We start from the raw sequence: 24,213 nt of genomic DNA on the forward strand, positions 1-24,213 counted from the left end.
CCGCAGCGCGGCAGGATCCCGCCGAGATGTGGCGCCGCGCGCCGCGGCGCGTCCAGTGCCGCGCGCCGGGTTCGGATCGGCGAGGCGATGGGATCGGTGGGCGGGCGACCCCGGGTCGGTCGAGGACGTGGCGTGCGGCTGCTGACGACGGCGTCGCTGGCGCTGCTTGCCCTTCTGGCGGCGATCGACCCGGTCCTGGCCGCACGGCTGATCGGCGCGAAGGGCAGCGAGAGCGGCAACGGTGCCGGCGGTTACGGCCGGATCGTGTTCACCTTCGACAAGCCGGTCGCGATCAAGACCAAGCTCGCCGGCGGCGTGCTGCTCGTCGGCTACGGCGAGCGGATCGCGGCCGGGCCCGAGCACCTCGCCGACGACATGCCGGCTTTCGTCGCCAGCGTCCGCCGCGATCCTGACGGGACGGGCCTCCGGCTCGCCCTGCAGCGGCCTTACCAGGTCAACGTCCAGACGGCCGGCGAGCGGGTGTTCGTGGACCTGCTGCCGGAGGGCTGGTCCGGCCTGCCGCCGCCGCTCCCGCCGGAGGTGATCGCCGAACTCGCCCGCCGGGCTCGGGCCGCCGAGGAGGCGCTCAGGGCGCGCATCCCGGAACCCGTGCGCCGGCCGCTGGCGCTCGAACTGGCGCGGCTTCCGACCTTGACGCGGCTGTCGCTGCGCCTGCCCGCCGAGGCCGTCTCAACGGTGACCGCCGAGGGGCCGGCGACGCGGGTGCGGGTGGTTGGGGCCTGGACCATCGACACGGGCGAGACCCGCGGCCGTCCGAGGCCGGGCATCGCCAAGCTGGCCACGGAGATCGACGCGAGTTCGGCGAGCCTGCTCGTCACCCCCGAGGACGGGTTCACGATCGGCACCGAGCGCGAGGACGGCGCCATCATCGTGGACGTGGTCCGGCGCAAACCGCCGGAGCCGGCGACGGCCGCCGTCGACGTGCCGGGGCCAGCCGCTGCGACAGCGTCGCCGCCGATCCCGGTCCCGGTCCCGCCGCGCCAGGCGGCGCCGGCCGCTCCGCCCCGGCCTCCCGAGGCACCGCCGAAGCGCCGTGCCGGCGGCGGCCTGGTCTTCCCGTTCCAAACCCTGCCGCCGGCCGTCCTGTTCGAGCGCGGCGGCGTCGCGACCCTGGCCTTCGAGACCGCCGAGCCGGTGACCCTGCCGCCGGCGAGCCAGGGGCTCGCGCCGATGGGGCCGCCCGCCCGGAGCGGCCCGCTCACGGTGATGCGGTTTCCCGTCCCGCCCGGACGCCTCGTCGATCTCAGCGCCGTCACCACCGCCAGCGGAGTCGCCTGGGAACTCTCGGCGGGCGAGACGCTGAGTCCGAGCGACACGATCGATCCCGTCCGCAAACCCGATCCGTCCGGCCGCATGGCCGTCACCCTGGCGCTGCCGCATCCCGGTTCGGCGACGTGGCTCACCCTCGACAACGAGCGGATCGCGGTGGTCACCTCGGCCGCGCAGCGCCCGGTCGGCAACCCGAAGAGCCGCCGCTTCGTCGATTTCGAGATCCTGCCGAGCCGGCACGGTCTCGCGGTGCTGGCCGGCGCCGACGATCTCGCCGTGCGGCCCGAACTCGAGAGCGTCTCGATCGGCCGTGAGGGCGGTCTCGCCGCCTCCATGGCGGCCCGCAAGCCGGAGGCGGTGCTCGCGGATGCGGGTGCGCTTGCGATCGCGAAGGAGCCCTGGGAGCGTGCCCGGATGGGCAACGTTCGCGAGACCCTGCGCGGCCTCTTCGACGCGGCCGTCGCTGCGACGCCATCCGAGCGCGGTCCGGCCCGCCTCGCTTTGGCGCGTGCGGATCTGGCCAACGGCCTCGACTACGAGGGCCTCACGGTCCTCGAGATCGCGGCCGCCGACGATCCGCTCCTGGCCTCCCAGCGCGAGACGGCCATCCTGCGGGGCATGGCCCTGGTGCGGATCGGCCGGAACGCGGAGGCGCTGAAGGCCCTCAGCGTGCCGCCCCTGGCCGATGATCGCGAGGCCGCCCTGTGGCGGGCGATGGCGGCAGCGGGTGCGGGCGACTGGAAGGCGGCGGAAGCCGGCTTCCTCAAGGTGCTGCCGCTGGCCAGTGGCTATCCCACGGATGTGGCGCAGCTGATCCGGGCGAGCGCGGCGGAATCGGCGATCGAGAACGGCGATGCCGAGACCGCCGCCGCCCGGGCCGAGGCAGAGCGTCATCTGGCGCCCTGGATCCGGGACCGCTTGGCCCTGGTCCGCGCCCGCGTGGCCGAGGCGACCGGCCAGACCGAGGCGGCCCTCGACGCCTATGCCCGCCTGGAGGATTCAGCCGTGCGGCCGGTCTCGGGCGAGGCCGCCCTCAGGGGGGCGCTCCTGGCTCGGGCTTCCGGCAAGCTGGCCCTCGATGCCGCCACCGAGCGGCTGGAGCGGCTCGCCCTGACCTGGCACGGCGGCCCCGTCGAGGACGGCATCACGGCCGGCCTCGCCCGCCTCTACCTCGACGCGGGCCGGTGGCGGGACGCCTTCACGGTGGTGCGCCGGGCCAATGCCTCCGCGCCCAACGCCCCCACCACGGAGGCCCTGACGCGGGAGGCGCAGATGGCCTTCGAGAACCTGTACCTCACCGACAAGGGCGACAAGCTCTCCGGGATCGAGGCCGTGGCGCTCTTCTTCGACTTCCGGGAGCTGAGCCCGATCGGGCGGCGCGGCGACGCGGTGGTGCGCCGGCTGGCCGACCGCCTCGTGGGCCTCGACCTCCTCGATTCCGCCGCCGACCTGCTGAAGTACCAGATCGACAACCGCCTCACCGGCCCGGCGCGGTCCGCCGTGGCGACGCGGCTCGCGACGGTGCGGCTGATGGATGACAAGCCGATGGAGGCGCTCAAGGCCCTCGACGCCACCGAGCTGCCCGAGCTCCCGGGCGAGCTCAGGCGCGCCCGCGGCCTGATCCGCGCCCGTGCCCTGTCGGACCTGACCCGGACCGACCTCGCCCTGGAGACGATCGACGGCGAGAGCGGCCCGGATATCGACCGGCTGCGCGCCGACATCTACTGGGGCGCACGCCGCTGGCGCGAGGCCGGCGAGGCCCATGAGGCGCTGCTCGGCGATTCGTGGCAGTCCGGCCAGCCGCTGGACGATCAGGCGCGCGCCGACGTGATCCGCGCCGCGATCGCCTACGATCTCGCGCACGAGGCCATCGGCCTGGAGCGGCTCAAGGCGAAGTTCTCGGAGGCCATGGCGGCGAGCCCGGACGCCCGCACCTTCGCGCTCCTGACCGGCATGGACCCGACCCGGGCGCCGGGCTTCCGGGACATCGCCGCGCGCGCCACGAAGGCTCAGACCCTGTCGGCGTTCCTGGCCGAGTATCGCAAGCGCTACCCGGACGCCGCCACACCCGCGCGCGGCGGGCCGGACGCACCCGGCGCGAGCGGCGAGGCGTCCCAGGAGGCTCCGCAGGCAGGCGGGGCGGGCGGCCAGCAGAGCAGCGCCGGATCGCCCGGCGCGCCGCCCGGGTGAGCCGGCCCGTCGATCCGGACGCCTTCCTGACGACCGACGACGGTCGCGTCTGCACGCCCGAACGGAAGGCCGAGCGGCGCGAGATCCTGTGCGGCCTGCAGGGCGCCGGCACGTCGAGCGGGATCGCCCGGCAGGGGCCGCAGGCCGGCCGCGTCTAGGCCGATGCCGCGCGGCCCGTCAGGCGACTCCGCGCACCGATCCCCGCCATCGCGCGATCCTGCGGTGCCGCCGCGGAGGCCGTCCGGATTCGCCCGGATCGTCGACGGCCGGTCGCGGCTGCCGTCATCCGCCGTAGCTCTGGACCAGCGAGCCGGCGACCAGGGTCCAGCCGTCGACCAGCACGAAGAAGATCAGCTTGAACGGCAGGGCGACCGTCGCCGGTGGGACCATCATCATGCCGACGGCCATCAGGACCGACGCGACCACGAGGTCGATGATCAGGAACGGGATGAACAGCAGGAAGCCGATCTCGAAGGCACGGCGCAGTTCCGAGATCATGAAGGCCGGGGTCACGATTTCCAGGCCGACATCCTCCGGACCCTTCGGCGCCGGCACCTTGGCGAGGTCGAGGAACAGCTTCAGGTCCTTCTCGCGCACATTGCGCAGCATGAAGGTCTTGAACGGCGCCGAGGCGCGCTCGAACGCCTGCGCCTGCGTGATCCGGCCGGCGACCAGCGGCTCGATGCCGGCGCTGTAGGCCGCGCGGCCCGTGGGGGCCATCACGAAGGCGGTCAGGAACAGCGCGAGGCTGACCAGCACCGCGGTCGGTGGCGCCGTCTGGGTGCCCAGCGCCGACCGCAGGATCGACAGCACCACGACGATGCGGGTGAAGGCCGTGGCCATGACCAGCACCGACGGGGCCACCGCCAGGACGGTGATCAGCGCCACGAGCTGCAGGGCGCGCTCGGTGGTGCCGCCGGCGCCCAGATCGAGGGTGACGCTCTGCGCGAGGGCGGGGCCGGCGGCGAGCAGACCGCCGGCCAGTCCGGCCAGGGCGAGCAGCCGCAGGCGCGGCTTCGGGACAAGGGCCGCCGGGCGAGGCGGCACGGGACGATTCTGGGTCACGGATTGTCGCAGCTGGGTGTGGCCGGACGCACCCCGGCCCGGCGCGCTTCGAGGTTCTGCCAGACGAGGAGCGCCGGCAGGCCGAGCACCACGTCGGGCACCCGGCGGGCGAGCGAGAGGGCGAGGGCGGTGCCGGCATCGATGCCGAACAGACCGCAGACCAGGACGAGCCCGCCCTCCTGCACACCGAGGCCGCTCGGGACCGGAAAGGCGGCGGCCTTGATCGCCTGGCTGAGCGCCTCGATCACCAGGATGTCGGCCAAGCCGACATGATCCACGCCGATGCAGGCGAGGACGACGGCGACCTCTGCCGTGCCGAGCAGCCAAGCCAGCGCGTGCAGGACGAAGGATTGGGCCAGGTGGCCCCGTCGGCCTGGCGCCCAAACCGTGTCCAGAGCCCCCTGGATCCGCCGGGGCGGCTCGGGGCGCGCCTCGGTCTCGCGCACGAAGCGCCGGCCGAGGGCGGTGAGCCGATCCTCGATCACCCGCACAATGCCGATCCGCTGGAGGGCGAAGAATGCCGCGACCACCAGACCGGCCACCGCCAGCGTCCGCAGCGTCCAGCTGGCGAGCGCAGCCGCTTCGGCGCCCTGGACCCGGCTCAGGAGGCCCGCGCCGAGACTGGCGAACAAAGCGAGGGTTCCGACCTGGAAGAGCAGGTCGGCCAGGACCGAGGCCGCCGCCAGGGACCCGGCAACACCCCAGAAGGTGAGGAGGCGTGCCCCGAGGACGTCTCCGCCCACCGAGGCGACGGGCAGCAGAACGTTGATGCCTTCGCGGACGAAGCGCAGGATCAGACAGGCCGGGCCGGCCGGGGGCGGCAGCCCGTCGAGGATGCGCGCCCAGGCGAGGCCGCAGAGGAGGATCACGAGGATCCGCACCAGCGTGACGCCGGCGAAGCCCGCGAAGCCGATCCGCCCGAAGGCCGTGGCCACGGCGGCCAGATCGTTGGTCGCCACGAGCCAGACGGCGAGACCGAGGCCGATCAGGGTACCGATCAAGGGGAGGCGACGCAGCACGGCGTGGGCTGCCCGCCGCTTCCGGGAAACGTTGTTGCCGGTCACGGTGCGGGGGCCTCGCGTCGAGAGGCGGGCAAGAGCGCGCTCCAGGTTGTGCCGGTCAGCGGACCGGCGGCGATTCGTCGGATGGTATCGCCGCTAGAGCGGTATTGGGGCCGAATTCGGGGATTGCACGACGGGGCAGGACGGGATCGAGTACGGCGGCACGCGCTTCGGCCGGGCCGGCGGCGGGATCGAGCAGGAAAACGCGGCCCGCAGCCAGGCTCGCGCCGGTGGCGACCGCCACCGCGCGCTTCGGGCAGGGGCCGAGGCAGCCCGATTCCACGATACAGAGCTTCCTCCGGCGGCCGGCTCCCCCGTCCTGGGCGGCCTGCTTCCCGGCCTTTTTCAGCAGGGCACGGAGGTCTCGGCCGCGCAGACCCTGCCGCTTGGCGCATTTGGAACAGACGACGACGATCTCGGTGAGCTTGGTCTTGGCCGAACGGCCGGTCGGGCGGCCATCCACGCCCGGAACATGGGGTTCTGTCATCATCCAGAGACTGTAGGACGCGATACCCGGTGCGGGCTACGGCGCCTGTCGCCGCGGCGCAGCGACGGGCGGAGCGGCCAAGCCGGGTGCCATAAAAAGGGCCTAAAAGAACGGGATTCCGGTTATCGCGCACGGGCCGCCCCTCGGCCGGCGCCGCGGCAGCGGAACCGGCGCAGACCCAGGAACAAAGAGCGGATGAGCTTCGACGACGTCAAGGACGACACGCGCGAAGGCGAGATCGTGACGTTCGCCGCACCGACGATGACCGAGTTGCGGCGGAGCGCGGAGACGATCCGGCCGGTGCCGGAGAAGCGCACCGCACGAGCGCTCGTCGCCTCGGTCCGTGAGCGCCTGGACTGGACCCGTCTGCCCGGTCTGCGCCCGCGGCAGGAGGACACGTCGAGCTACGGCGCACGGATCATCCGCCGGATCGGCTTCTTCGTGCTTTTGCCCACCCTGGTGGTCGGCCTCTACCTGTTCGCCTTCGCGTCCAACCAGTACGTCGCGGAGGCCCAGTTCGCGGTCCGCGGCAATGTCGAGCCGATGGAGAACATCTCGCTCGGCCAGTACACGAACCTGATCCAGAAGCATAACAGCCAGGACAGCTTCATCGTCCGCGACTACATCAACAGTCAGACCCTGGTCGAGGCTCTCGAGAAGAGCATCGGCATTTCCAAGATGTTTTCGCGGTCCGAGGCGGATTTCTGGGCGCGCTTCGATCCGACCGATCCGATCGAGGATCTCACCAAATACTGGCGCAAGCACGTCGAGGCGCATATCGACTCGATCTCAGGCGTGATCCGCCTGTCCGTGCGCGCCTTCACGCCCGAGGACGCCCTGACCATCGCCCGCGCGGTGGTGTTGCGCTCTGAGGCTCTGATCAACGACATCTCGAAGCGGGCGCAGTCCGACATGGTCGCCCAGGCCGAGGCGGACGCCAAGGTCGCGCAGGACCGTCTGCGCAAGGCGCATCTCGCGCTGCAGGCCTTCCGCAATCAGTGGGGCGTGATCGATCCGATCAAGTCAGCGGAGGGAACGCTGACGGCCCTGACGTCCCTGCGGAAGGACAAGCTGAAGGCCGAGAACGACCTGCAGGTCCTGCGCGGCTCCAATCTGGACGAGCGGTCGCGCTCGATCCAGACGCTGGTGGCCAACATCGCGGCCATCGACCAGCAGATGAAGACGCTCCAGGACGAGATGACGAGCGCCACCGCCGGCGCGGGCGGGCAGAACCTGACCGAGGCGCTGCTCCAGTACGAGGGCCTGCTGGTCGAACGGACCATCGCCGAGAAGCTCGAGGAATCAGCCCACACCCTCCTCGACCGGGCCCGCGTCTCTGCCAGCAAGCAGCACATCTTCCTGGCCACCTTCGTGCCCCCGGTCCTTCCCACCGACAGCCTCTACCCCGAGCGGGGCCATACCCTGCTGGTGGCGTTCTTCTGCTTCCTGGTGATCTGGAGTTCGTCCGCGCTCCTGCTCGCAGGCATCCGCGACCAGAGGATGTAGCCGCGGTCGCGGCTCCCGGATCTGGATCCGGGGCGGCGCGGTCTGTAGAGGGAGGCGGCCCGGCCTTTCGGGCGTCCCAGAATGAGCGAACGCTAACACGCCATGTCGGATTTCTCCGATCTCGTCGCGAAGGCGATCCAGCCGTCGATGACCCGTGAGGAGCGCGAGGCGGTCTACACGGTGGTGCGGCAGGCCGTGCTCCGGTTGCAGGAGCGGGAGGCGCTGCCCGCCGACGATCCGCGGGTGGCCCTCCAGCGCCACCTGGTCGAGGAGACGATCCGCGACGTGGAGGGCGACGTGGCCCGCTACGAGTCGCTGCGCAAGCTCGACGCGGCCTTCGCGGCCCAGACCGAGGCCCACAAGGCGGCGCAGAGCGGGCGGCGCTAGGACCGTTCACCACCGCGTCGAGACACCGCCATCCGCATCGATTCCGGGCCGGATTTCCGCCGAGCGGCAGCGCGCCTGAGCGGGGATCGGTCCCGCGACCCCTGGCGCGTCAGCCGCAGGCGACACTCGTCCGGACGCTCCCGGGCTCGGCCACTTCGAGCCCTGCCGAGACGTATTCGTTGAGCTTGTTGCGCAGGGTCCGGATGGAGATGCCGAGGATCCGGGCGGCGTGAGTCCGGTTGCCGAGGCAATGATCCAGGGTGTCGAGGATCAGGTCGCACTCGACCTGCGCCACGGTCCGCCCCACCAGCCCGCGGGTGGCGGCCTCGGCGACCTGCGCGGCGCGCGCGGCCGGTCCCTCGGCCGCGAAAGTCTCGCCGTCGGGCGAGAGAATCGCCTCCGGGCCGATCGTGTCGCCCGAGGCGAGCAGCACCGCCCGGTGAAGGGTATTCTCCAGCTCGCGGACGTTGCCGCGCCACGGGTTCTTCAGCACCAGGGTCCGGGCTTCCGGAGAGAGCGGGCGGACCGGCATCCCGTTCACCGCGGCGTATTTCCGGGCGAAGTGGGTGGCGAGTTCGATGATGTCGGCCGGACGCTCCCGCAGGGGCGGCAGCCGCAGGGCGACGACGTTGAGCCGGTAGAGCAGATCCTCGCGGAACGTGCCCTTCCGGACTTCCTCGGCGAGGTTGCGGTTCGAGGTGGCGAGCACGCGGATGTCGACCCGCACCGGCGCCGTGCCGCCGACCCTGTCGATCACCCGCTCCTGGAGGGCCCGCAGCAGCTTCGCCTGCAGGCGCACGTCCATCTCGGAGATCTCGTCGAGGAGCAGCGTGCCGCCATTGGCCTCCTCGAACCGGCCGATCCGTCGGGCGACCGCCCCCGTGAACGCCCCCTTCTCGTGGCCGAACAGCTCGGATTCGAGCAGCGCCTCGGGGATCGCCGCGCAGTTCACCGACACGAAGGGCTTGCCCGCCCGGTTGGACTTCTGGTGGACGTGGCGGGCCAGCACCTCCTTGCCGGTGCCGCTCTCGCCGGTGATCAGCACCGAGGCTTCGGAGCGCGCGACCTGCTCGGCGAGCTTGACCACCCGCTCCATGGACGGGTCGCGCCAGACGAAGGCCGCGCGATCCGTGGCGACCGCCTCCAGCACCGCGGCGATCATCTCCGGGTCGGGGGGGAGGGGGATGTACTCCTTGGCGCCGGCCCGGATCGCCGCCACGGCGGCCGACGCGTCCGCCGACACGCCGCAGGCGACCACGGGCGTGCGGATCCGCTCCGCCTCCAGGGCGGTGACGAGCTCGCGGATCGGCAGCCCGACATCGATCATGATCAGGTCGGCGCCCCGGGCGCGCAGGACGTTGAGGCCCTGCGGCACGGCATCGGCCTGCGTCACCGACGCGCCGCGCTGCATGCAAATCTTCGAGGCGGTGATCAGCTCGCCATTGAGCCGCCCGATCATCAGGAGCCGCATGGTTCGTCCCTCTCAAACATCCTGGCGCGGGTTACGCGCCGAACTGGCCTGCGGCCGTCGCCGGCGCCCGGGCCACATTCTCGGTCGCCCGGGTCATTCACCCTTGACGATCTCGGTCATCGTCACACCGAGCCGATCCTCCACGAGGACGACCTCGCCGCGGGCGACCAGCCGGTTGTTGACGAACACGTCGATCGCCTCGCCGACCTTCCGGTCGAGTTCGAGAACCGCCCCGGGCGCCAGCCGCAGCAGGTCGCCGATCGGCATCCGGGCCGAGCCCAGAACCGCCGAGACCATAACGGGCACGTCGAAGAGCTGCTCCAGGTCGGCGGCGGTCTTCGGGGTGGTGGGCGCGTCGCGGATCGAGCCCGCCGCGTAGTCGGTGTCGTGCTCGCCGAGCTGGGGCAGGCTGAAATCGTCGGACATCAGAATCTCCTCACAGGCTCGTCGGCAGGCCGAGGGCGTCCAGCACCGCCGCCTCGATGCGGGCGCGCTCGCGGACGATGCCGCCGTCCGCCCACTCGATGCGGGCGTCGCCCGCCGCCATGTCGGGGTCGCCGAGGACGACGAGGCGGCCCTCGTAGCCGCGCTCGCGGGCGAGGCGCTTCACCAGGGTCTCGACCTCCTCGACGAGGCTGTCGTGCACCCGCACCACCAAGTGCGGCACGCCGCGCAGATGCTGGAGCGCCGTCCGGGCTGCCTCGCCGATGCCGGCGAGCGGGGCGGCATCGAGGGCGTCGCCCGCCACCTTGCGGGCGATCAGCATGGCCACCTCGACCGCTTGCGCCTCGCGCTCGGTGTCGCGGGCGTCGGCCTGGGCGATCAGGCCCGCGGCGGCGAGCGCCAAGCGGGTCATGGCGTCGGCGAGCCGCCCCTGGACCTGCGCCTCGGCCTGGGCGCGTCCCTCCTGCAGGCCGCGGGCATGCGCCTCGGCCTCGGCGCGGAGCGCGGCCTCGGCGGCGCGCTGGGCCTCGGCGCTCGGGCGGGCGCTGCGGAAATCGGTCTCGAACAGGAACGGCTTGGCGCTCCGGGCGGATTGGGCGCTCAATAGACCAGCTCCTCCTCGGCGCTATTCTTGGCGATCATGATCTCGCCCTTCTCGGCGAGGTCCTTGGCGATCTCGGTCATCTTCGCCTGGGCCTCGTCGACCTCCTTGAGCCGGACCGGCCCGAGGGCGGCCATCTCGTCGGTGAGGTTCTTGGCAGCCCGGGTCGACATCTGCTGCATGAAGAAGGCCCGGGTCCTCTCGTTGCCGCCCTTCAGGGCGCGGCACAGGGTGTCGTTGTCGACCGAGCGCATCAGCGTCTGGACGCTGCCGGGATCGAGCTTCAGCAGGTCCTCGAAGGTGAACATCAGCTCGCGGATGCGCTTGGCCGAGCCGCGGTTGGCCTGGTCCAGGGCGGCGAGGAAGCGGCCTTCCGTCTGCCGGTCGAAGGCGTTGAACACGTCGGCCATCATCTCGTGGGCGTCGCGGCGCTGGGTCTGGGCGATGGTGGAGACGAACTCGACCCGCAGGGTCTCCTCGATGTGGCGCAGCGCCTCCTTCTGCACCGTCTCCATGCGCAGCATCCGGTTGAGGCAGTCGATGGCGAAATCCTCGGGCAGGATGGTGAGCACCTTGGCGGCGTAGTCGGCCCGCACCCGCGACAGCACCACCGCCACGGTCTGCGGGTACTCGTTGCGCAGGAACGAGGCGAGGATCTCCGGGTCGACCTGGGCGATCGAGGCCCAGACGCGCTTGCCCGACGCGCCCTTGATCTCCGCCATGATCAGCGAGACCTGATCGCTCGGGAAGATCTTGAGGAGCAGCGCCTCGGTCCGCTCGAAATTCGACGAGATGCCGCCGCTGTTGCCGAGCTTCGTCACGAACTCGATGATCAGCTTCTCGACGGTCGTCGCCTCCAGCGTGCCGAGCTGGACCATCGCGGCGCTGACCTTCTTGATCTCCTCCTCTTCGAGCGCCTGCCAGATCGGCGCGCCTTCCTCCTCACCGAGCATCAGCAGGAGCGCGGCGGCGCGCTGCGGACCGGGCATCGCCGCGAACGAATCGCCGCCCGCCGTCGCCAGCGTGTTCGCCAAACCCTGTCCCGCACCTGCCGCCATCGTGTTGCCCTCGACGCCCTACGCTTCACTCTTCCTGGATCCAGGTGCGCAGCACCTCGACGGTCTCGGACGGGCTCGCCCGGACCATGTCGACCACGCGCTGGACCGTCTCGGCCTGGACCTGGCCGTTGATCTTGGCGAACTCCATCAGCCGTGCGGTCGGATTGTCGCGGTCGATGACCGTCACGGTCCCGCTCGGACCCGCAACCACGGCGTCGCCGGGAAAGCCCATGCCGGCCGCGGCCAGAGCCGGCGCCTCCGGCACCGGCGCGAGCACCTGGCGCACCAGGGGGCGGACCACCGTGAGGAGGACGATGAGGGTGAGCAGCGCCAGGACGGCGAGTTCGGCCATCCGCAGCACGTCCTCCTTGGTGGGGGCGAGCAACGACTGGATGAGCGTGGGCTCGGTGAATTGCGGCACGCTCGGCGCCTCCGCGAAGCGCAGGTTCACCACCTCGATCTGGTCGCCGCGGGCCTTGTCGAAGCCGACCGCGCCGCGGACCAGGGCGGTGATCCGCTCGATCTCGGCGGGCGTGCGCGGGCTGTAGGTCTGCTTTCCGTCAGGCGCGGTGGCGTACACCCCGTCGAGGACGACGGCGACCGACAGGCGCTTGATCCGTCCGCCCTCGGCGATCTCGGTCTTCGTCACGCGGGAGATCTCGTAGTTCGTGGTCTCCTCGTTCTTGTTCGTCGCGTCCTTCGGCGTGGGCGCCTTGTCGCCGCCATTGGCGCCGGGCAGCTCGTTGCCGACGCTGACCTGCCCCTCGGCATTGCCGGTGACCGCCGATTCGGTGCGGGTCTGGGCGGAGCGCACGACGCGGCTCTCGGGATCGAAGGTCTCGGAGCGGCTTTCGATCCGGTTGAGGTCGAGTTCGGCGTTGACCTGGACGCGGGCCCGGCCGGTGCCGACGATCCCGGCGACCACGTCCTCGATCTGGCCGCGCAGGCGCCGTTCGAGGGCGGCCTGCCGGTCCTCGAAGCCGCTGGCGACGTCGGTCCCCGCGTCCCGGGCGCCGTCCGCCAGCAGCCGGCCGCGCTCGTCGACGATCGAGACCCGGTCGGGCTTGAGGCCTTCGACCGCGGAGGCCACGAGATGGCGGATCGCCCGAACCTGCCCGGCGTCGAGGTCGCCCATCAGCTTCAGCACGATGGCGGCGCTCGGGCTCTCCCGGTCGCGCTCGAACAGGCGGCGCTCCGGCAGGACGAGGTGGACCCGGGCCGCCTGGACCCGGCCGATCGCCCGGATCGAGCGGGCCAGCTCGCCCTCCAGGGCGCGCAGGTGATTCACGTTCTGCACGAAGTTGGTGGACGAGAACGCATCGCCCTTGTCGAAGATCTCGTAGCCGACCCCGGCCTGGGTCGGCAGCCCCTTGCCGGCCAGATCCATGCGCAGCTTGGCGAGGTCGGGGCGGGGAGCCAGGATCGTCTGCCCGGCATCGCCCCGGGTCTCGTAGCGGATTCCGCGGCTGTCCAGCTCGCGGACCACGGAGGCCGAATCCTGCATCGACAGGTCGGAGAACAGCACGCCCATATCGGGGCGCGAGACCCGCAGGATGATGAACGCGAAGAAGCCGATGAGGGTCAGCGTCACCGCCGCCATGGCGGCGATTCGGGCCGGTCCGAACTTCGTGACGAGATCGAGGACCGGCTTCACGGGAGGATTCGCTGCACTCTAACGCTGGCGGACCCCGGCGGCCCGCTCGGCAGAAATTGCCCAGGTCGTGGTTAGCGAGGCGTTAATGCCGCGCAACCGAGGCCCAAAGGCGGGCGCCGGAACAGCACGAAGCCGCGCCCGGAATCCGGACGCGGCTTCGTGGGTTCTCGGATTCGGGCGATCCACCCCACCGGCGCCGTCGACGTGGTCGCTGCGGGAGTGAGGCCATCGCGTCAGTCCAGGATTGCGAAGCGGAGCCCGTCATCCAGAGCCGCCGACGCGCCGGGTTTCGGCACCCTCGGTCGTGTTGGGGTTCCGGGGGCGTCTGCAGCATCCCGGAACGATGGCGCCCGACAGAGGCGTCGGATAATCAGTGGCGGTAATGCTGGATCCGCGTCGTCCGCAGGCCGGCGAGACCGTGCTGGTCGATGGAGAACTGCCAGCTGAGGAATTCCTCGGTGGTCAGCGTGTAGCGCTTGCACGCCTCCTCCAGGCTGAGAAGGCCGCCGCGCACCGCGGCCACGACCTCGGCCTTGCGCCGGATCACCCAGCGACGGGTGCTCGGGGGCGGAAGATCCGCGATCGTCAGGGGGCTGCCGTCGGGCCCGATCACGTACTTCACTCTCGGGCGGCTCGGTTCGGTCATGATACGCTCTACACTCGACTGACCTGTCGAGCATTGAAGGTACTTGCGCCCGCTTAAGAGATGTTGAAGCGAGTCACTCGGATGTGATTCGTTAAGTGCCACTTGTGGACAACCCGATGGTCTGCACGCTGGACAGCGGCACTTTCTGGGAGCCGATGATCAGCACCGGTGTCGTCCCGCTGAGATCGACCTCGTCGACGGTGCCGGTGAGGCTCGTGTCGACCGCCACGGTGGCGCCGGTGGCGTCGGTGGCCGAGACCTTGATCGAATAGTTCCCATCCGGCGCGGTCAGGCCCGCGGAGGTCTTGCCGTTCCACGTGTAGGCCTGGCTTCCGGCGGTCAGCGTCGTGCTCTGCGTGGCCACGACGTTGTTCTGGGAATCGAGGATCGAGATCACCGCCTTGGAGGCGGCCCGGGCGGGCGTCAGTGTCCAGGAGGCCGAGCCCTTGGACAGCTGCGACGCGCTTCCATCCGCCGTCACGGTCTTGCCGATGTAGCTCGTGGCCGAGGCCGAACTCGCCGATTGCGACGCGCTCAGGATGCTGTCGAGGCGGTCGTTCGATTTGAGCTGCTGCTCGACGCCGGCGAACTGGACCAGCTGCTGGGTGAACTGATTGGTGTCCATCGGATCGAGGGGGTTCTGATTCTTGAGCTGCGTGGTCAGCAGAGTCAGGAACTGCGTGAAGTTGCTGGCGATCTCGGTGGAGTTGCCGCTGCTGCTGCTCGACGACGCGCTCTTCGTCGCCGTCGTGCTGGTGAGGCTGGATATGCCGCTCGTCATGCTGATCTCTCCGGTGCTGCGCCCTGGCGCGGGCCTGGATGCGCGCTGTGTCTGTGTCGGTTCGCGATGCGGGCGCTTGCGCGCGCCGCCTAGATTCTCATGTCGACGCCGCCGTAGCCGCGCAGAAGGCGGATCGGGGCGATGTCCTGGGAGGCCTCGGCCTGATCCTGGGACCAGTTCGCCCCGTTGCTGCGGGGGGAATCCCCCTGCTGGCCGCCGCTGCCGCCCTGGGCGCTTCCGTCGCCCCGCAGCGACAGGTTGATTCCGCCGCCCGAGGGGTCGAATCCGGCCTGGGACAGCGCCTGTTGCAGCTGGCCGGCGTCGCGCTGGAGCAGGGCCAGGGTCTCGGGCCGGTCGACCACGAGGTGGGTCATGACCCGGCCATGCGCCTTGTCGATCTCCAGCTTGACGTCGATGCGCCCGAGTTCGGCCGGATCGAGCCGGATCTGGAACTCGTTCGATCCGCGCAGGGAGCGCAGGCCGATGGTCATCGGCACCTGGCCGATGGGGATGGGCGGATCGGTTTGGACCGGCGCGGCGGTCTGGTTCGGCGCAGCGGTGCCCTCTGCGGCCTTCGTCGTGCCGACGGCCGGGCTCGACGGGACCGGCGGCGTCTGGCCGCCCTGCGGGGCCGGGGGCGTGCCTGAGAGCGGACCTGCGCCCTGTCCCATATCGGCCAGGGCAGTCAGGAAATCCTGGCCGTCCTTGTCCGATGTCGCGACCGCGGAGCCGCCGGCCGCCGGGCCCTCCACCGGGACGGTGCTCTTCCCCACCGAGCCCGGCTCGTTGCCGGCGCCTGCCGCCTTCGCCCCGGAGGGGGTGCCGGCGATGCCCGATACGGCATCACCCGCGGGGCTGCCGACCGGCCCGCCGCTGCCGGGAGCGCTCACGGCCGCGCCCGTTCCGAGGAGCGCTGTCCCGCCGTCCTGCGCGGTCGCCGCGCCGGTGCCCGCGGGCGCCTCGGTCTTGACCGTTCCGGTCGCCGCGCCGCCCTCGGTCAGCGCGGCGATGAGGGCCAGCAGCGAGGCGGCAGGGTCCGAACCGGCGGGCGGGGCGGCGGGCTCGGCCGTCTGCGGCGCCGCAGTCTCAGCCTGCACCGTCGTCTCGGCCTGCGCCGCCTCGGGAGCCGCCGTGTCGCCTGTGGCGGAGGCGCGATCCGATGAGGTCGTGGCAGCCTCGGAGCCCTGTCGTGCGGCGGGTTTCGCCTGGCCCGTCTGTGCGTCGCGCGCCGCGGCCGGCATCCGCGCTTCCGGGCGTGCGTCTGCGGCGGCACGCGGTGCGTCGGCCTTGCCGGTACGCCCCGCCGGAGCCGCCGCCTCCGCCTGTCGGGCGCGGTCGGCCGTCCGGTCCGCGGCGCGGGCCTCGGCCTGCCGTGCCGAATCCTGCGCACGGTCGCCGGCCGCCCGGGCGGCCTGGGCCTGATCGCGCTGATCGGCCTGTCGGGTGCGGGCCGACGCGGCGAGGTCGCGCAGGTCGGCCGTGCGGGCGCGCGTCTCCGCCGCGTCGTCGCGGGCCTGGGCGGCGGTCAGGGCGGCGCCGAAGCGATCCTGCGTCGAATCCCCGGCCCGGGCGGCCACGCCCGCCGCCTCCCAGCCCGACCGCGGGGCAGACGCACTCCGCGCGGACGGAATCCAGGTGGTGACATCCAAACGATCCGCCGCACCGCTCGCCATACCGGACTCCTCTGGGCCGCCCGCAGCAAGCCGCGCGCCACCGGGGTGGCCCGCTAAGAGACTGAAAAATATAGTGCTCTTCCGCGGCGCGCGGCGCGGCCCTGATCGAACCTGCCGCCCGATCGGCAGGATCTGCCGGGTGTCGGCGCTGGCCGCCCTGGAAAGCCGGGCGAAGTCCCGCTATAGACGGCCCGTGCAGCCAGGAAGCTTCCGGGCCGGCGGCTGCGGACCCTCGCGATGAACGCCCTCGATCTTCCCAAAGCCCCCCACGAGACGCGCGTCGTCGTCGCCATGTCGGGCGGCGTCGATTCCTCCGTGGTCGCTGGCCTGCTGAAGCGGCAGGGCTTCGACGTGGTCGGCGTGACGCTCCAACTCTACGACCACGGCGCGGCGAGCCACCGCAAGGGCGCCTGCTGCGCCGGCCAGGACATCAACGATGCACGGGCTGCGGCGGAGCATCTCGGCATCCCGCATTACGTCCTTGACTACGAGGACCGCTTCCGCGACGCGGTCATCGAAAAGTTCGCCGAGAGCTACCTCGCGGGCGAGACGCCGATCCCCTGCGTCGAGTGCAACCGCACGGTGAAGTTCCGCGATCTGCTGGGCCTCGCCCGGGACCTGAACGCCGACGCGCTGGCCACCGGCCATTACGTGGCGAGCCGGGCGCTGCCGGGCGGCGGCCGGGCGCTCCACCGCGCCCTCGATCCGGCCCGGGACCAGAGCTACTTCCTCTACGCCACCACGGCGGAGCAGCTGGCATTCCTGCGCTTTCCCCTGGGCGAGATGGAGAAGACCGAGACCCGCGCGCTCGCGAAGGATCTCGGCTTGTCGCTCGCCGAGAAGCCGGACAGCCAGGACATCTGCTTCGTGCCGCAGGGCCGCTACAGCGACGTGATCGCCCGCCTGCGCCCCGATGCGGCGCGGCCCGGCGAGATCGTCGACCTCGCCGGCCACGTCCTCGGCCGGCACGACGGCATCGTCCACTACACGGTGGGGCAGCGGAAGGGCCTCGGCCTGTCCGGGCCGGAACCGCTCTACGTGGTGCGCCTGGAGCCGGATGCGGCCCGGGTGGTGGTCGGACCGCGCACAGCCCTGGCCACGACCCGGATCCGCCTCTCGGACCTGAACTGGCTCGGCGAGGGCCCGGCCGAGGCCGTGCGCGACCTGCCGGTGGCGGTGCGCGTGCGCTCGACCCGGCCGCCGCGCCCGGCGACACTCACGGTCGGGCCGGACGGCACGGCCGAGATCGTTCTCACCGAGCCCGAGGACGGCGTGTCGCCGGGCCAGGCCTGCGCGATCTACACGGATGACGGGCCCCGGGCCCGGGTCCTGGGCGGCGGCACCATCCGGCGTGTCGACGCGTTGTCGGCCCGGCCCCGCGAGGCCGCCTGATCTCAACCTCTGGAACCTTCGAACGATGCTGAGCGAGCCGCAGATGGCCGGGCCGAGCACGGCCCTGATGCGCAAGGCCTATGCCCGCTGGGCCCCCGTCTATGACGTGGTCTACGACAAGCTCACCGAGCCCGCGGCCCGCGCCGCCGTCGAGGCGGCGGCCGAGCACGGGCCGCGGATCCTGGAGGCCGGCGTCGGAACCGGGCTGGCGCTGGGCTACTATCCGACATCGAGCTTCGTCTGCGGCGTCGACCTCTCCGAGGACATGCTCAAGCGCGCCCGTGCCAAGGTCCGGCGCCGGAACCTGTCCCACGTGAAGGGGCTGCAGGTGATGGATGTCTGCCACCTGGGCTACGCCGATGCGAGCTTCGACGCCGTGGTGGCACAGTTCCTCATCACCCTGGTGCCGGATCCCGAGGCCGCGATGTCCGAGTTCCTGCGGGTGGTGCGGCCGGGCGGCGGCATCGTGCTCGCCAACCATTTCGGCCAGAGCGACGGCCCGGTCGCCCGGGTCGAGGAGATCGTGGCCCCGCTCTGCACCAAGATCGGCTGGTCGTCGGACTTCAAGGCGACGCGGATCGAGGCCTGGGCCCGGCGCAACGGCGTCGAGGTCCTGGGATTGAAGCCGACCTTCCCGGGCGGGTTCTTCAAGATCCTGCGGATGCGCAAGCCCGGGTGATCGAGACCGGGAACGCGCCCGTCGGCGAAGAGCGGCGTGACGGACGCTGGAAGCGGCTGCGGCGCTGGCTCCCGCTGGTGCTGCTCCTGACGATGTCGGCGATCGTCGTGGTCTCCGGCGCCGCCCAGCTCCTGAGCCTCGACCGACTCCTCGCCTCGCGGATCTGGCTGCGCGGCTTCGTCGAGGCCGGCTATCTCCGCGCCTTAGTCGCGGCCTACTGCCTCTATGTCGGGGCCGTGGTCGTGTCGGTGCCGGCCACGCTGATCCTGACGATGGTCTGCGGCTTCCTGTTCGGCATCGTGCCGGGCGCGCTCACCGCGGTCTGCGCGGCCACCACGGGCGCCGCCCTCGTGTTCGCCATCGGCCGGGGGCCGGGGGCCGACTTGCTCCGGCGGATCGGCGGCACGCGCCTCGCCGGGCTGGCCGAAGGCTTCCGGCGCGATGCCTTCGGCTATATCGCGGTCCTGCGCCTCCTCCCCCTGTTCCCGTTCTGGGTGACCAACCTCGCCCCCGCCGCCTTCGGGGTGAAAATGCGGGTCTTCGTCCTCGCGACCTTCCTGGGGCTGCTGCCGGGCGCCGTCGTGTACGCCACCACGGGAGCGGGCATCGAGGACGTCGTCGCCGCCCACGAAGCCGCCAAGGCGGCCTGCCTGGCGGCGGGGGCGGGCGGCTGCGACGACGCCCTGACCCTGCGGGCCCTCGTCACGCCCAAGATGGTGGCGGGCCTCGCGATGCTGGCCGTCTTCGCCCTGGTCAGCGTGCTGCTGAGCCGGCGCGCCAGACGCGGCTGAGAGCGACGCCCGGGATACGCAATCCTCCGCCGGCTGTGTTTTTCCGTGTCTGAGGGCACATGCAACCGCCTGCGGGTGGATATCGTATAGTGCTCACTGCCGAGAGCCTGTATTGCCGCCTGCGAATCTGTGGCTTGCGAACATGTATCCCGCGAAGGCCGGACCCGGCTCGAGCTTTCTCAATCCGCCCTCCGCCGATCCGAATCCGCGATGCCCGCGCGGAGCGTGACCGGCGTGTCCGTCGAGTCCGATGAGGCCGCGGCACCGGCGATGCCGGCGTCCGCCCCGAGCCGCGATCTGCCGGAGCGGCGCACGGCCCGCCTCGGCCTGTCGGGGCGGCTGTTCCTCGTCACCGTCGCGTTCGTGGTGGTGGCCGAGGTGCTGACCTATGTGCCGGCGGTGGCCAATTACCGGGTCGAGTGGATGTCGGACCGCCTGGCGGCCGCGCAGGTCGCCGCCCTGGTCCTCGACGGCCGGACCGGGGAGCCGGTCTCCGAGGCGCTGGAGAGCCGGCTCCTGGCCGGGGTGAATGCCCGGGCGATCGCGGTTCGCGGCGGTGGCGCCCAGCGCCTGCTCGCCATCGAGCCCATGCCCGAGCAGGTCGCCGACATCGTCGATCTGCGCGACGTCACAGCGCTGTCGGCGATCCGGGGGGCGTGGCGCACCCTGGTGGCGCCGGTCCGCGAGCCGATCCGCGTGATCGGGGAGGGGGGGATCGGCTTCGACCGGGTCGAGATCCTCCTCGACGAGGCGCCGCTGCGCACCGCCATGATCGACTATGCCCTGCGCCTGCTGGTCTCCTCGCTGATCATCGCGGCCGCCGCGGCGGGCCTCGTCTTCGTGGTGCTGCAGGTGCTCATCGTGCGGCCGGTCCGGCGGCTCGCCACGAGCATCACGGTCTTCGCGGACGATCCGGAGGATGCGGGGCGGATCATCGCCCCGTCCCGCCGCAGCGACGAGATCGGCCAGGCCGAGCGGGCGCTCGGGCGGATGCAGCGCAGCCTCGCCGACCAGCTCCGCCAGAAGCGGCGGCTCGCCGAACTCGGGCTCGCCGTCAGCAAGATCAGCCACGAGCTGCGCAACCTGCTGACCGGCGCGCAGCTTCTCGGCGATCGCCTGGAGGGTACCGAGGATCCGACCGTTCAGCGTGTGGCCCCGCGCCTCGTGGGGACGCTGGCCCGGGCGATCCGCTTCTGCGAGGCGACGCTCGCCTACGGGCGCGTCTCCGAGCGGACGCCGCTCCTGGCCAGCACGCCGCTGGCGCCCATCTTCGCGGAGCTTCCGGATCTCGCCGCGCTGGCGGCGCATCCGGTCTCCGTGCAGGTCGCGGCGGCCGACCTGAGCGTGCAGGCCGATCCGGAGCAACTGGCGCGGGCGCTGGCCAACCTCGTCCGCAACGCCGTGCAGGCGCTCGACGGGGCCGCCGTGCCGGAGGCTGCGGTCCGCGTCGTGGCCTCCCGCGGGGCGCCGGGCCGGATCACGATCCTGGTCGCCGACAACGGCCCCGGACTGCCGGCGCGCGCCCGGGAGAACCTGTTCGCGCCGTTTCAGGGCTCTATGCGCTCCGGCGGCACGGGGCTCGGCCTGCCGATCGCCGCCGAGCTGATCGGGATCAACGGCGGCACGCTCACCCTCGATGCCTGCGAGGCCGAGGGGCTGAGCGGCGCGCGCTTCCGGATCGTCCTGCCGGAGGGCTGACGCGATCGGCCGTGGGCGGCGGCCGTCACCACCCCATCAGCGCGCGCGGCAAGGTCCCAGCGGCAAGGTCCAAGCGGCAAGGCGCGAACGGAAAGGCGCCCGCGGGCCTATTCCGCCGCGGCCCGGACCGGTTCGCCGACCCGGATGCCGAGGTCGGCCAGCAGGGCCGCGTCGTCGTCCTGCCCGTTATTGGCGGTGGTCAGCAGCCGCTCGCCGTAGAAGATCGAGTTCGCGCCCGCCAGGAAGCACAGCACCTGCGCCTCACGGGTGAGGCTCTTGCGGCCGGCGCTGAGACGGACCCGGGATCGCGGCATCACGATCCGCGCCGTGGCGCACATGCGCACGAGATCGAACGGATCGACCGCCGGCTGGTCCTCCAGCGGAGTACCGGGCACCGCCACCAGGGCGTTGATCGGCACGCTCTCGGGATGGGGGGCGTGGTTGGACAGCACCTGAAGCATCGCGGCGCGGTCGGTGACGCCCTCGCCCATCCCGACGATGCCGCCGCAGCACACGCCGATCCCGGCCTCGCGGACATTCGCGAGGGTCTGCAGGCGTTCGTCGTAGGTCCGGGTGGAGATGATGTCCTCGTAGAAATCCGGGCCGGTGTCGAGGTTGTGGTTGTAGGAGGTCAGCCCGGCCTCGGCGAGCCGTCCGGCCTGGGAGGGCGTGAGCATGCCGAGCGTCACGCAGGCTTCCATGCCGAGGCCGCGCACGCCACGCACCATGGCGAGAACCGCGTCGAACTCGGGCCCGTCCTTGGGCTGGCGCCACGCGGCGCCCATGCAGAAGCGCTGGGCCCCCGCGGCCTTGGCGGCGGCGGCCTCGGCCAGCACGGTCTCCACCGGCATCAGCCGCTCGCGGGCGACGCCTGCGCCCTTGTGGTGGGCCGATTGCGGGCAATAGGCGCAATCCTCCGGGCAGCCGCCGGTCTTGATGGACAGGAGCGACGCCCGCTGGATGTCGGCCGGGTCATTGTGCCGGCGGTGGACCTGCGCCGCCCGGAACACGAGGTCCATCAGCGGCAGGTCGTGGATCGCGCGGATCTCCGCCACGCTCCAGTCGTGGCGGATGTCGCCGAGGTCGGGCTGCGGGGAACCGGGAAGGGAAGTCGCGCTCATCCGGTGTTTGAGCCGGATCGGCGGCCAGAAATCAAGCGGGCCGGGCGCCCGAACTCCCCGCGGACGGATCGGTCTGGACTTCGAGGCCGTGCCAACCGAGGCCGCGCGACGTCTCGCGGCCCGGTATCCGGGGGAGGGCCGTGCCCGTGCCGGTCCCGCTCGACGCCGCTCGTGAGACCGTCCGGCTGGCAGGACGCCCGCCCGGTCAGCGATCCAGTCTGATCGGAGGCCCCAAGGATCCGGCCGCCGGCCCCGACCAGGCGCGCGAGGCGATTGGGCTGCGCCGCGATCCACCGGATCCGGTCGGGCTCGTCCCGCACCGCCTGCTTGACGGTGTCGGCCCGGATCTCGATCGCCTTGCGCGTCGGCGGCTCGGGCTTCGACCCTGCGCGCGGGCCTGCGGACGATCCGATGTCGCAGTCTTGTCCGGCCGAAGCGCGGGACGATCACCGATACCGGTGTCTGTTCCTGGAACCGGCACCACCGCCCGGATGCGGGCGGCGGCGCGGCCAGTCAGTCCGTCGGCTCGCCGGCGGAGACCTTGGCGGTCCAGTCGTCGAAGGCGATGACCTGCTGACGCTGCTCGCCGAGCCGGTCGATCCGCAGGACCATCTCGTCCCCGGCCTTGAGGTAGCGCGGCGGCTTCATGCCGAGCCCGACGCCCGGCGGGGTGCCGGTGGTGATCACGTCGCCCGGCTCCAGCAGCATGAAGTGCGACGTGTAGGCGACGAGCTGGGGAACGTCGAAGATCATCGTGGCGGTGGAGCCGGTCTGACGGCGCTCGCCGTTCACGTCGAGGCTCATGGCGAGGTTCTTCAGGTCGGGAATCTCGTCCAGCGTCACCAGCCAGGGGCCCAGCGGCCCGAAGGTCGGTGCGCTCTTGCCCTTGGTCCAGGTCGGACCGCGGTTCATCTGCCATTCGCGCTCGGAGACGTCGTTGCAGATGCAGGCCCCCGCCACGTAGCTCAGCGCCTCGTTGGCGTGGACGTAGCTGGCGCGCCGCCCGATCACCACGGCGAGTTCGACCTCCCAGTCGGTGCTGTGCGACCCCTTGGGGATGATCACCGTGTCGTTCGGCCCGCACAGGCTGGACGGCGCCTTGTTGAAGATGATCGGCTCGGCCGGGATCGGCGAGCCGGTCTCGGCGGCGTGGTCGGCGAAGTTCAGGCCGATGGCCACGACGTTGCGGGTGCCGCCCACGCAGGGGCCGAGGCGCACGTCCGGCGGCAGCTTCGGCAGGGTCTCGGGATCGAGGGCGCGCAGGCGCGCCAGCGAATCGGGCGACAGCGCCGGCCCGGCGATGTCCCGCACGATGCCCGAGAGGTCGCGCAGGCCGCCTTTCGCATCCACGAGGCCGGGCTTCTCGTCGCCGCTCGGGCCGTGCCGGAAGAGCTTCATGGCCGCACTCCTCATCCTTCCCTGTGCCGGTCTGCGCCGGACGCCGGGACCATGGCCGGGCCTCGACCCGGGTGCAAGGCCGGCGGTCCGCACGCAGCGCCCCGCCGGGTGTCGCAGCCAAGCAACAGGCCTGCAAAAAAGTTCATGGTCTGATGATAATGGGTCTATTGTTCAGGGCGCGGCGCAAGAGGAAAAGTTGGGTGCGTAATTATCGAAAACAGGTCTTCGCCAGGCATCGGCCCCGATGGGACAATGCATCCCGATGTCTCTACGGATCTTCTTTTCGCCTCCTGAGGCCGTCCTGGTCATTGCGGTTCAGTCCCCGCAACCGGCACCATGCCCGAAAGGGTGCCACCTGATGAAGCTCTAACAATCTTCGGCGCCCGCCAGAACGACAACGCTTGGGGGACGAGATGGGCAGGACGGTGCGCGCTGCAATGCTGGCGGCGACGGCAATGATCCTCGGTGCCGGGCAGGTTCAGGCTGGGGCGTTCGGTCTGCGGGAGCAGAGCACGCAGGCGCAGGGGCTGGCGTTTGCGGGCGCGGCCTCGGGATCGGGCGGCGTGTCGTCGATGTTCTGGAACCCCGCGACCATCACGATGAACCCGGGCTTCGTCGCGGAGCAGAACTTCACCTATATCGGCCTGTCCTCGGAGATCCGCCCGGCGCCGGGCACCAATCCGGGCTTCGCGCGGCTGGGCGGCTCGGGCGAGCTCGGTCAGGGCGCCCTCGTGCCGGCGGGCGCGACCTCGTACCAGCTGAACGACCGCCTGTGGCTCGGCCTCTCGACCGGCGCGCCCTTCGGGCTCGTGACCAAGCC

22 protein-coding genes are annotated in these 24,213 nt (G+C 71.7%); 9 read left to right on the top strand and 13 right to left on the bottom strand.

The genetic code is table 11. The features are described 5' to 3' along the window. The first annotated feature begins 87 nt into the window (after positions 1–87). Together BM396_RS23590 and BM396_RS32910 are read left to right on the top strand one after the other, a co-directional pair. Positions 88–3,480: a hypothetical protein gene (locus tag BM396_RS23590; RefSeq protein ID WP_051976187.1), complete on the top strand. Its 3,393-nt coding sequence runs from the start codon at positions 88–90 to the stop codon at positions 3,478–3,480. Further along, entirely contained in the window at positions 3,477–3,638 is a 162-nt protein-coding gene (locus BM396_RS32910; protein ID WP_158498481.1) for a hypothetical protein, read from the top strand. The genes BM396_RS23590 and BM396_RS32910 overlap by 4 nt, the downstream gene beginning before the upstream one ends. A 124-nt stretch (positions 3,639–3,762) precedes the next feature. Here BM396_RS32910 and fliP read toward each other — a convergent pair whose 3' ends face one another. The 3 genes from fliP to BM396_RS23605 form a co-directional block, all read right to left on the bottom strand. Beyond that, a complete protein-coding gene (gene fliP, locus BM396_RS23595; protein ID WP_085987644.1) occupies positions 3,763–4,488 on the bottom strand; it encodes a flagellar type III secretion system pore protein FliP in 726 nt (241 codons plus the stop codon). A 53-nt stretch (positions 4,489–4,541) separates the two neighbouring features. Then, positions 4,542–5,564 carry a lysylphosphatidylglycerol synthase domain-containing protein gene (locus tag BM396_RS23600; RefSeq protein WP_244538938.1) on the bottom strand — a complete coding sequence of 341 codons (1,023 nt, stop codon included), beginning with the start codon at positions 5,562–5,564 and terminating at the stop codon, positions 4,542–4,544. A 100-nt stretch (positions 5,565–5,664) separates the two neighbouring features. Further along, positions 5,665–6,096, bottom strand: a complete 432-nt coding sequence (locus BM396_RS23605) for a hypothetical protein (protein WP_043386051.1) — start codon at positions 6,094–6,096, stop codon at positions 5,665–5,667. Positions 6,097–6,288: 192 nt separating this feature from the next. Here BM396_RS23605 and BM396_RS23610 point away from each other — a divergent pair, with 192 nt between their 5' ends. Both BM396_RS23610 and BM396_RS23615 read left to right on the top strand, forming a co-directional pair. Further along, entirely contained in the window at positions 6,289–7,599 is a 1,311-nt protein-coding gene (locus BM396_RS23610) for a KpsE/RkpR family capsule polysaccharide export protein (protein ID WP_043386053.1), read from the top strand. A gap of 102 nt (positions 7,600–7,701) precedes the next feature. Beyond that, on the top strand, positions 7,702–7,986 hold the full coding sequence (locus tag BM396_RS23615) for a hypothetical protein (RefSeq protein ID WP_043347393.1): 285 nt from the start codon (positions 7,702–7,704) through the stop codon (positions 7,984–7,986). A 109-nt stretch (positions 7,987–8,095) separates the two neighbouring features. On the opposite strand, the gene BM396_RS23620 is transcribed toward BM396_RS23615, so the two are convergent. The 8 genes from BM396_RS23620 to BM396_RS23655 all read right to left on the bottom strand — a co-directional run bounded on the left by BM396_RS23620 (position 8,096) and on the right by BM396_RS23655 (position 16,218). Next, positions 8,096–9,457 (bottom strand): sigma-54-dependent transcriptional regulator FlbD, encoded by a 1,362-nt coding sequence (locus BM396_RS23620; RefSeq protein ID WP_043386056.1) that lies wholly within the window; start codon positions 9,455–9,457, stop codon positions 8,096–8,098. Positions 9,458–9,550: 93 nt separating this feature from the next. Beyond that, positions 9,551–9,883: a flagellar motor switch protein FliN gene (gene fliN / locus BM396_RS23625; RefSeq protein WP_012321962.1), complete on the bottom strand. Its 333-nt coding sequence runs from the start codon at positions 9,881–9,883 to the stop codon at positions 9,551–9,553. A gap of 10 nt (positions 9,884–9,893) precedes the next feature. Further along, on the bottom strand, positions 9,894–10,505 hold the full coding sequence (locus BM396_RS23630) for a FliH/SctL family protein (RefSeq protein ID WP_043347399.1): 612 nt from the start codon (positions 10,503–10,505) through the stop codon (positions 9,894–9,896). Further along, positions 10,502–11,560 (bottom strand): flagellar motor switch protein FliG, encoded by a 1,059-nt coding sequence (locus BM396_RS23635; protein WP_043347401.1) that lies wholly within the window; start codon positions 11,558–11,560, stop codon positions 10,502–10,504. The genes BM396_RS23630 and BM396_RS23635 overlap by 4 nt, the downstream gene beginning before the upstream one ends. Positions 11,561–11,585: 25 nt before the next feature. Further along, the gene (gene fliF / locus BM396_RS23640; protein ID WP_043347402.1) at positions 11,586–13,214 is read right to left on the bottom strand and encodes a flagellar basal-body MS-ring/collar protein FliF; all 1,629 of its coding nucleotides are present in this window, start codon (positions 13,212–13,214) and stop codon (positions 11,586–11,588) included. A gap of 370 nt (positions 13,215–13,584) precedes the next feature. Then, positions 13,585–13,860, bottom strand: coding sequence for a CtrA inhibitor SciP (locus BM396_RS23645; protein ID WP_007569077.1), 276 nt, complete (start codon positions 13,858–13,860; stop codon positions 13,585–13,587). 91 nt (positions 13,861–13,951) lie between these two features. Continuing rightward, a complete protein-coding gene (locus tag BM396_RS23650; protein WP_043386058.1) occupies positions 13,952–14,641 on the bottom strand; it encodes a flagellar hook assembly protein FlgD in 690 nt (229 codons plus the stop codon). Positions 14,642–14,730: 89 nt separating this feature from the next. Beyond that, positions 14,731–16,218, bottom strand: a complete 1,488-nt coding sequence (locus BM396_RS23655; protein ID WP_236952782.1) for a flagellar hook-length control protein FliK — start codon at positions 16,216–16,218, stop codon at positions 14,731–14,733. Positions 16,219–16,551: 333 nt separating this feature from the next. Between BM396_RS23655 and mnmA the strand changes: the two genes are divergently transcribed. From mnmA to BM396_RS23675, 4 genes are all read left to right on the top strand, one after another. Continuing rightward, positions 16,552–17,706: a tRNA 2-thiouridine(34) synthase MnmA gene (gene mnmA, locus BM396_RS23660; protein ID WP_043386062.1), complete on the top strand. Its 1,155-nt coding sequence runs from the start codon at positions 16,552–16,554 to the stop codon at positions 17,704–17,706. Between the two features lie 25 nt (positions 17,707–17,731). Beyond that, entirely contained in the window at positions 17,732–18,385 is a 654-nt protein-coding gene (locus BM396_RS23665; protein ID WP_043357432.1) for a class I SAM-dependent methyltransferase, read from the top strand. Beyond that, positions 18,382–19,176, top strand: coding sequence for a TVP38/TMEM64 family protein (locus BM396_RS23670; RefSeq protein WP_043386065.1), 795 nt, complete (start codon positions 18,382–18,384; stop codon positions 19,174–19,176). The genes BM396_RS23665 and BM396_RS23670 overlap by 4 nt, the downstream gene beginning before the upstream one ends. A gap of 270 nt (positions 19,177–19,446) precedes the next feature. Then, positions 19,447–20,874, top strand: coding sequence for a sensor histidine kinase (locus BM396_RS23675; RefSeq protein WP_244538939.1), 1,428 nt, complete (start codon positions 19,447–19,449; stop codon positions 20,872–20,874). 107 nt (positions 20,875–20,981) lie between these two features. Here the strand turns inward: BM396_RS23675 and bioB are convergent, their stop codons facing one another. Both bioB and BM396_RS23685 read right to left on the bottom strand, forming a co-directional pair. Then, positions 20,982–21,995, bottom strand: a complete 1,014-nt coding sequence (gene bioB / locus BM396_RS23680; protein ID WP_043386070.1) for a biotin synthase BioB — start codon at positions 21,993–21,995, stop codon at positions 20,982–20,984. A 513-nt stretch (positions 21,996–22,508) separates the two neighbouring features. Beyond that, positions 22,509–23,393 (bottom strand): fumarylacetoacetate hydrolase family protein, encoded by an 885-nt coding sequence (locus BM396_RS23685; protein ID WP_043357420.1) that lies wholly within the window; start codon positions 23,391–23,393, stop codon positions 22,509–22,511. A 437-nt stretch (positions 23,394–23,830) separates the two neighbouring features. Here BM396_RS23685 and BM396_RS23690 point away from each other — a divergent pair. Next, positions 23,831–24,213, top strand: a 383-nt coding sequence (locus BM396_RS23690; protein WP_244538940.1) for an OmpP1/FadL family transporter, incomplete at its 3' end; no start/stop codon positions are given.

The organism is Methylobacterium sp. UNCCL125 (assembly GCF_900116795.1).
Lineage (GTDB): Bacteria > Pseudomonadota > Alphaproteobacteria > Rhizobiales > Beijerinckiaceae > Methylobacterium > Methylobacterium fujisawaense.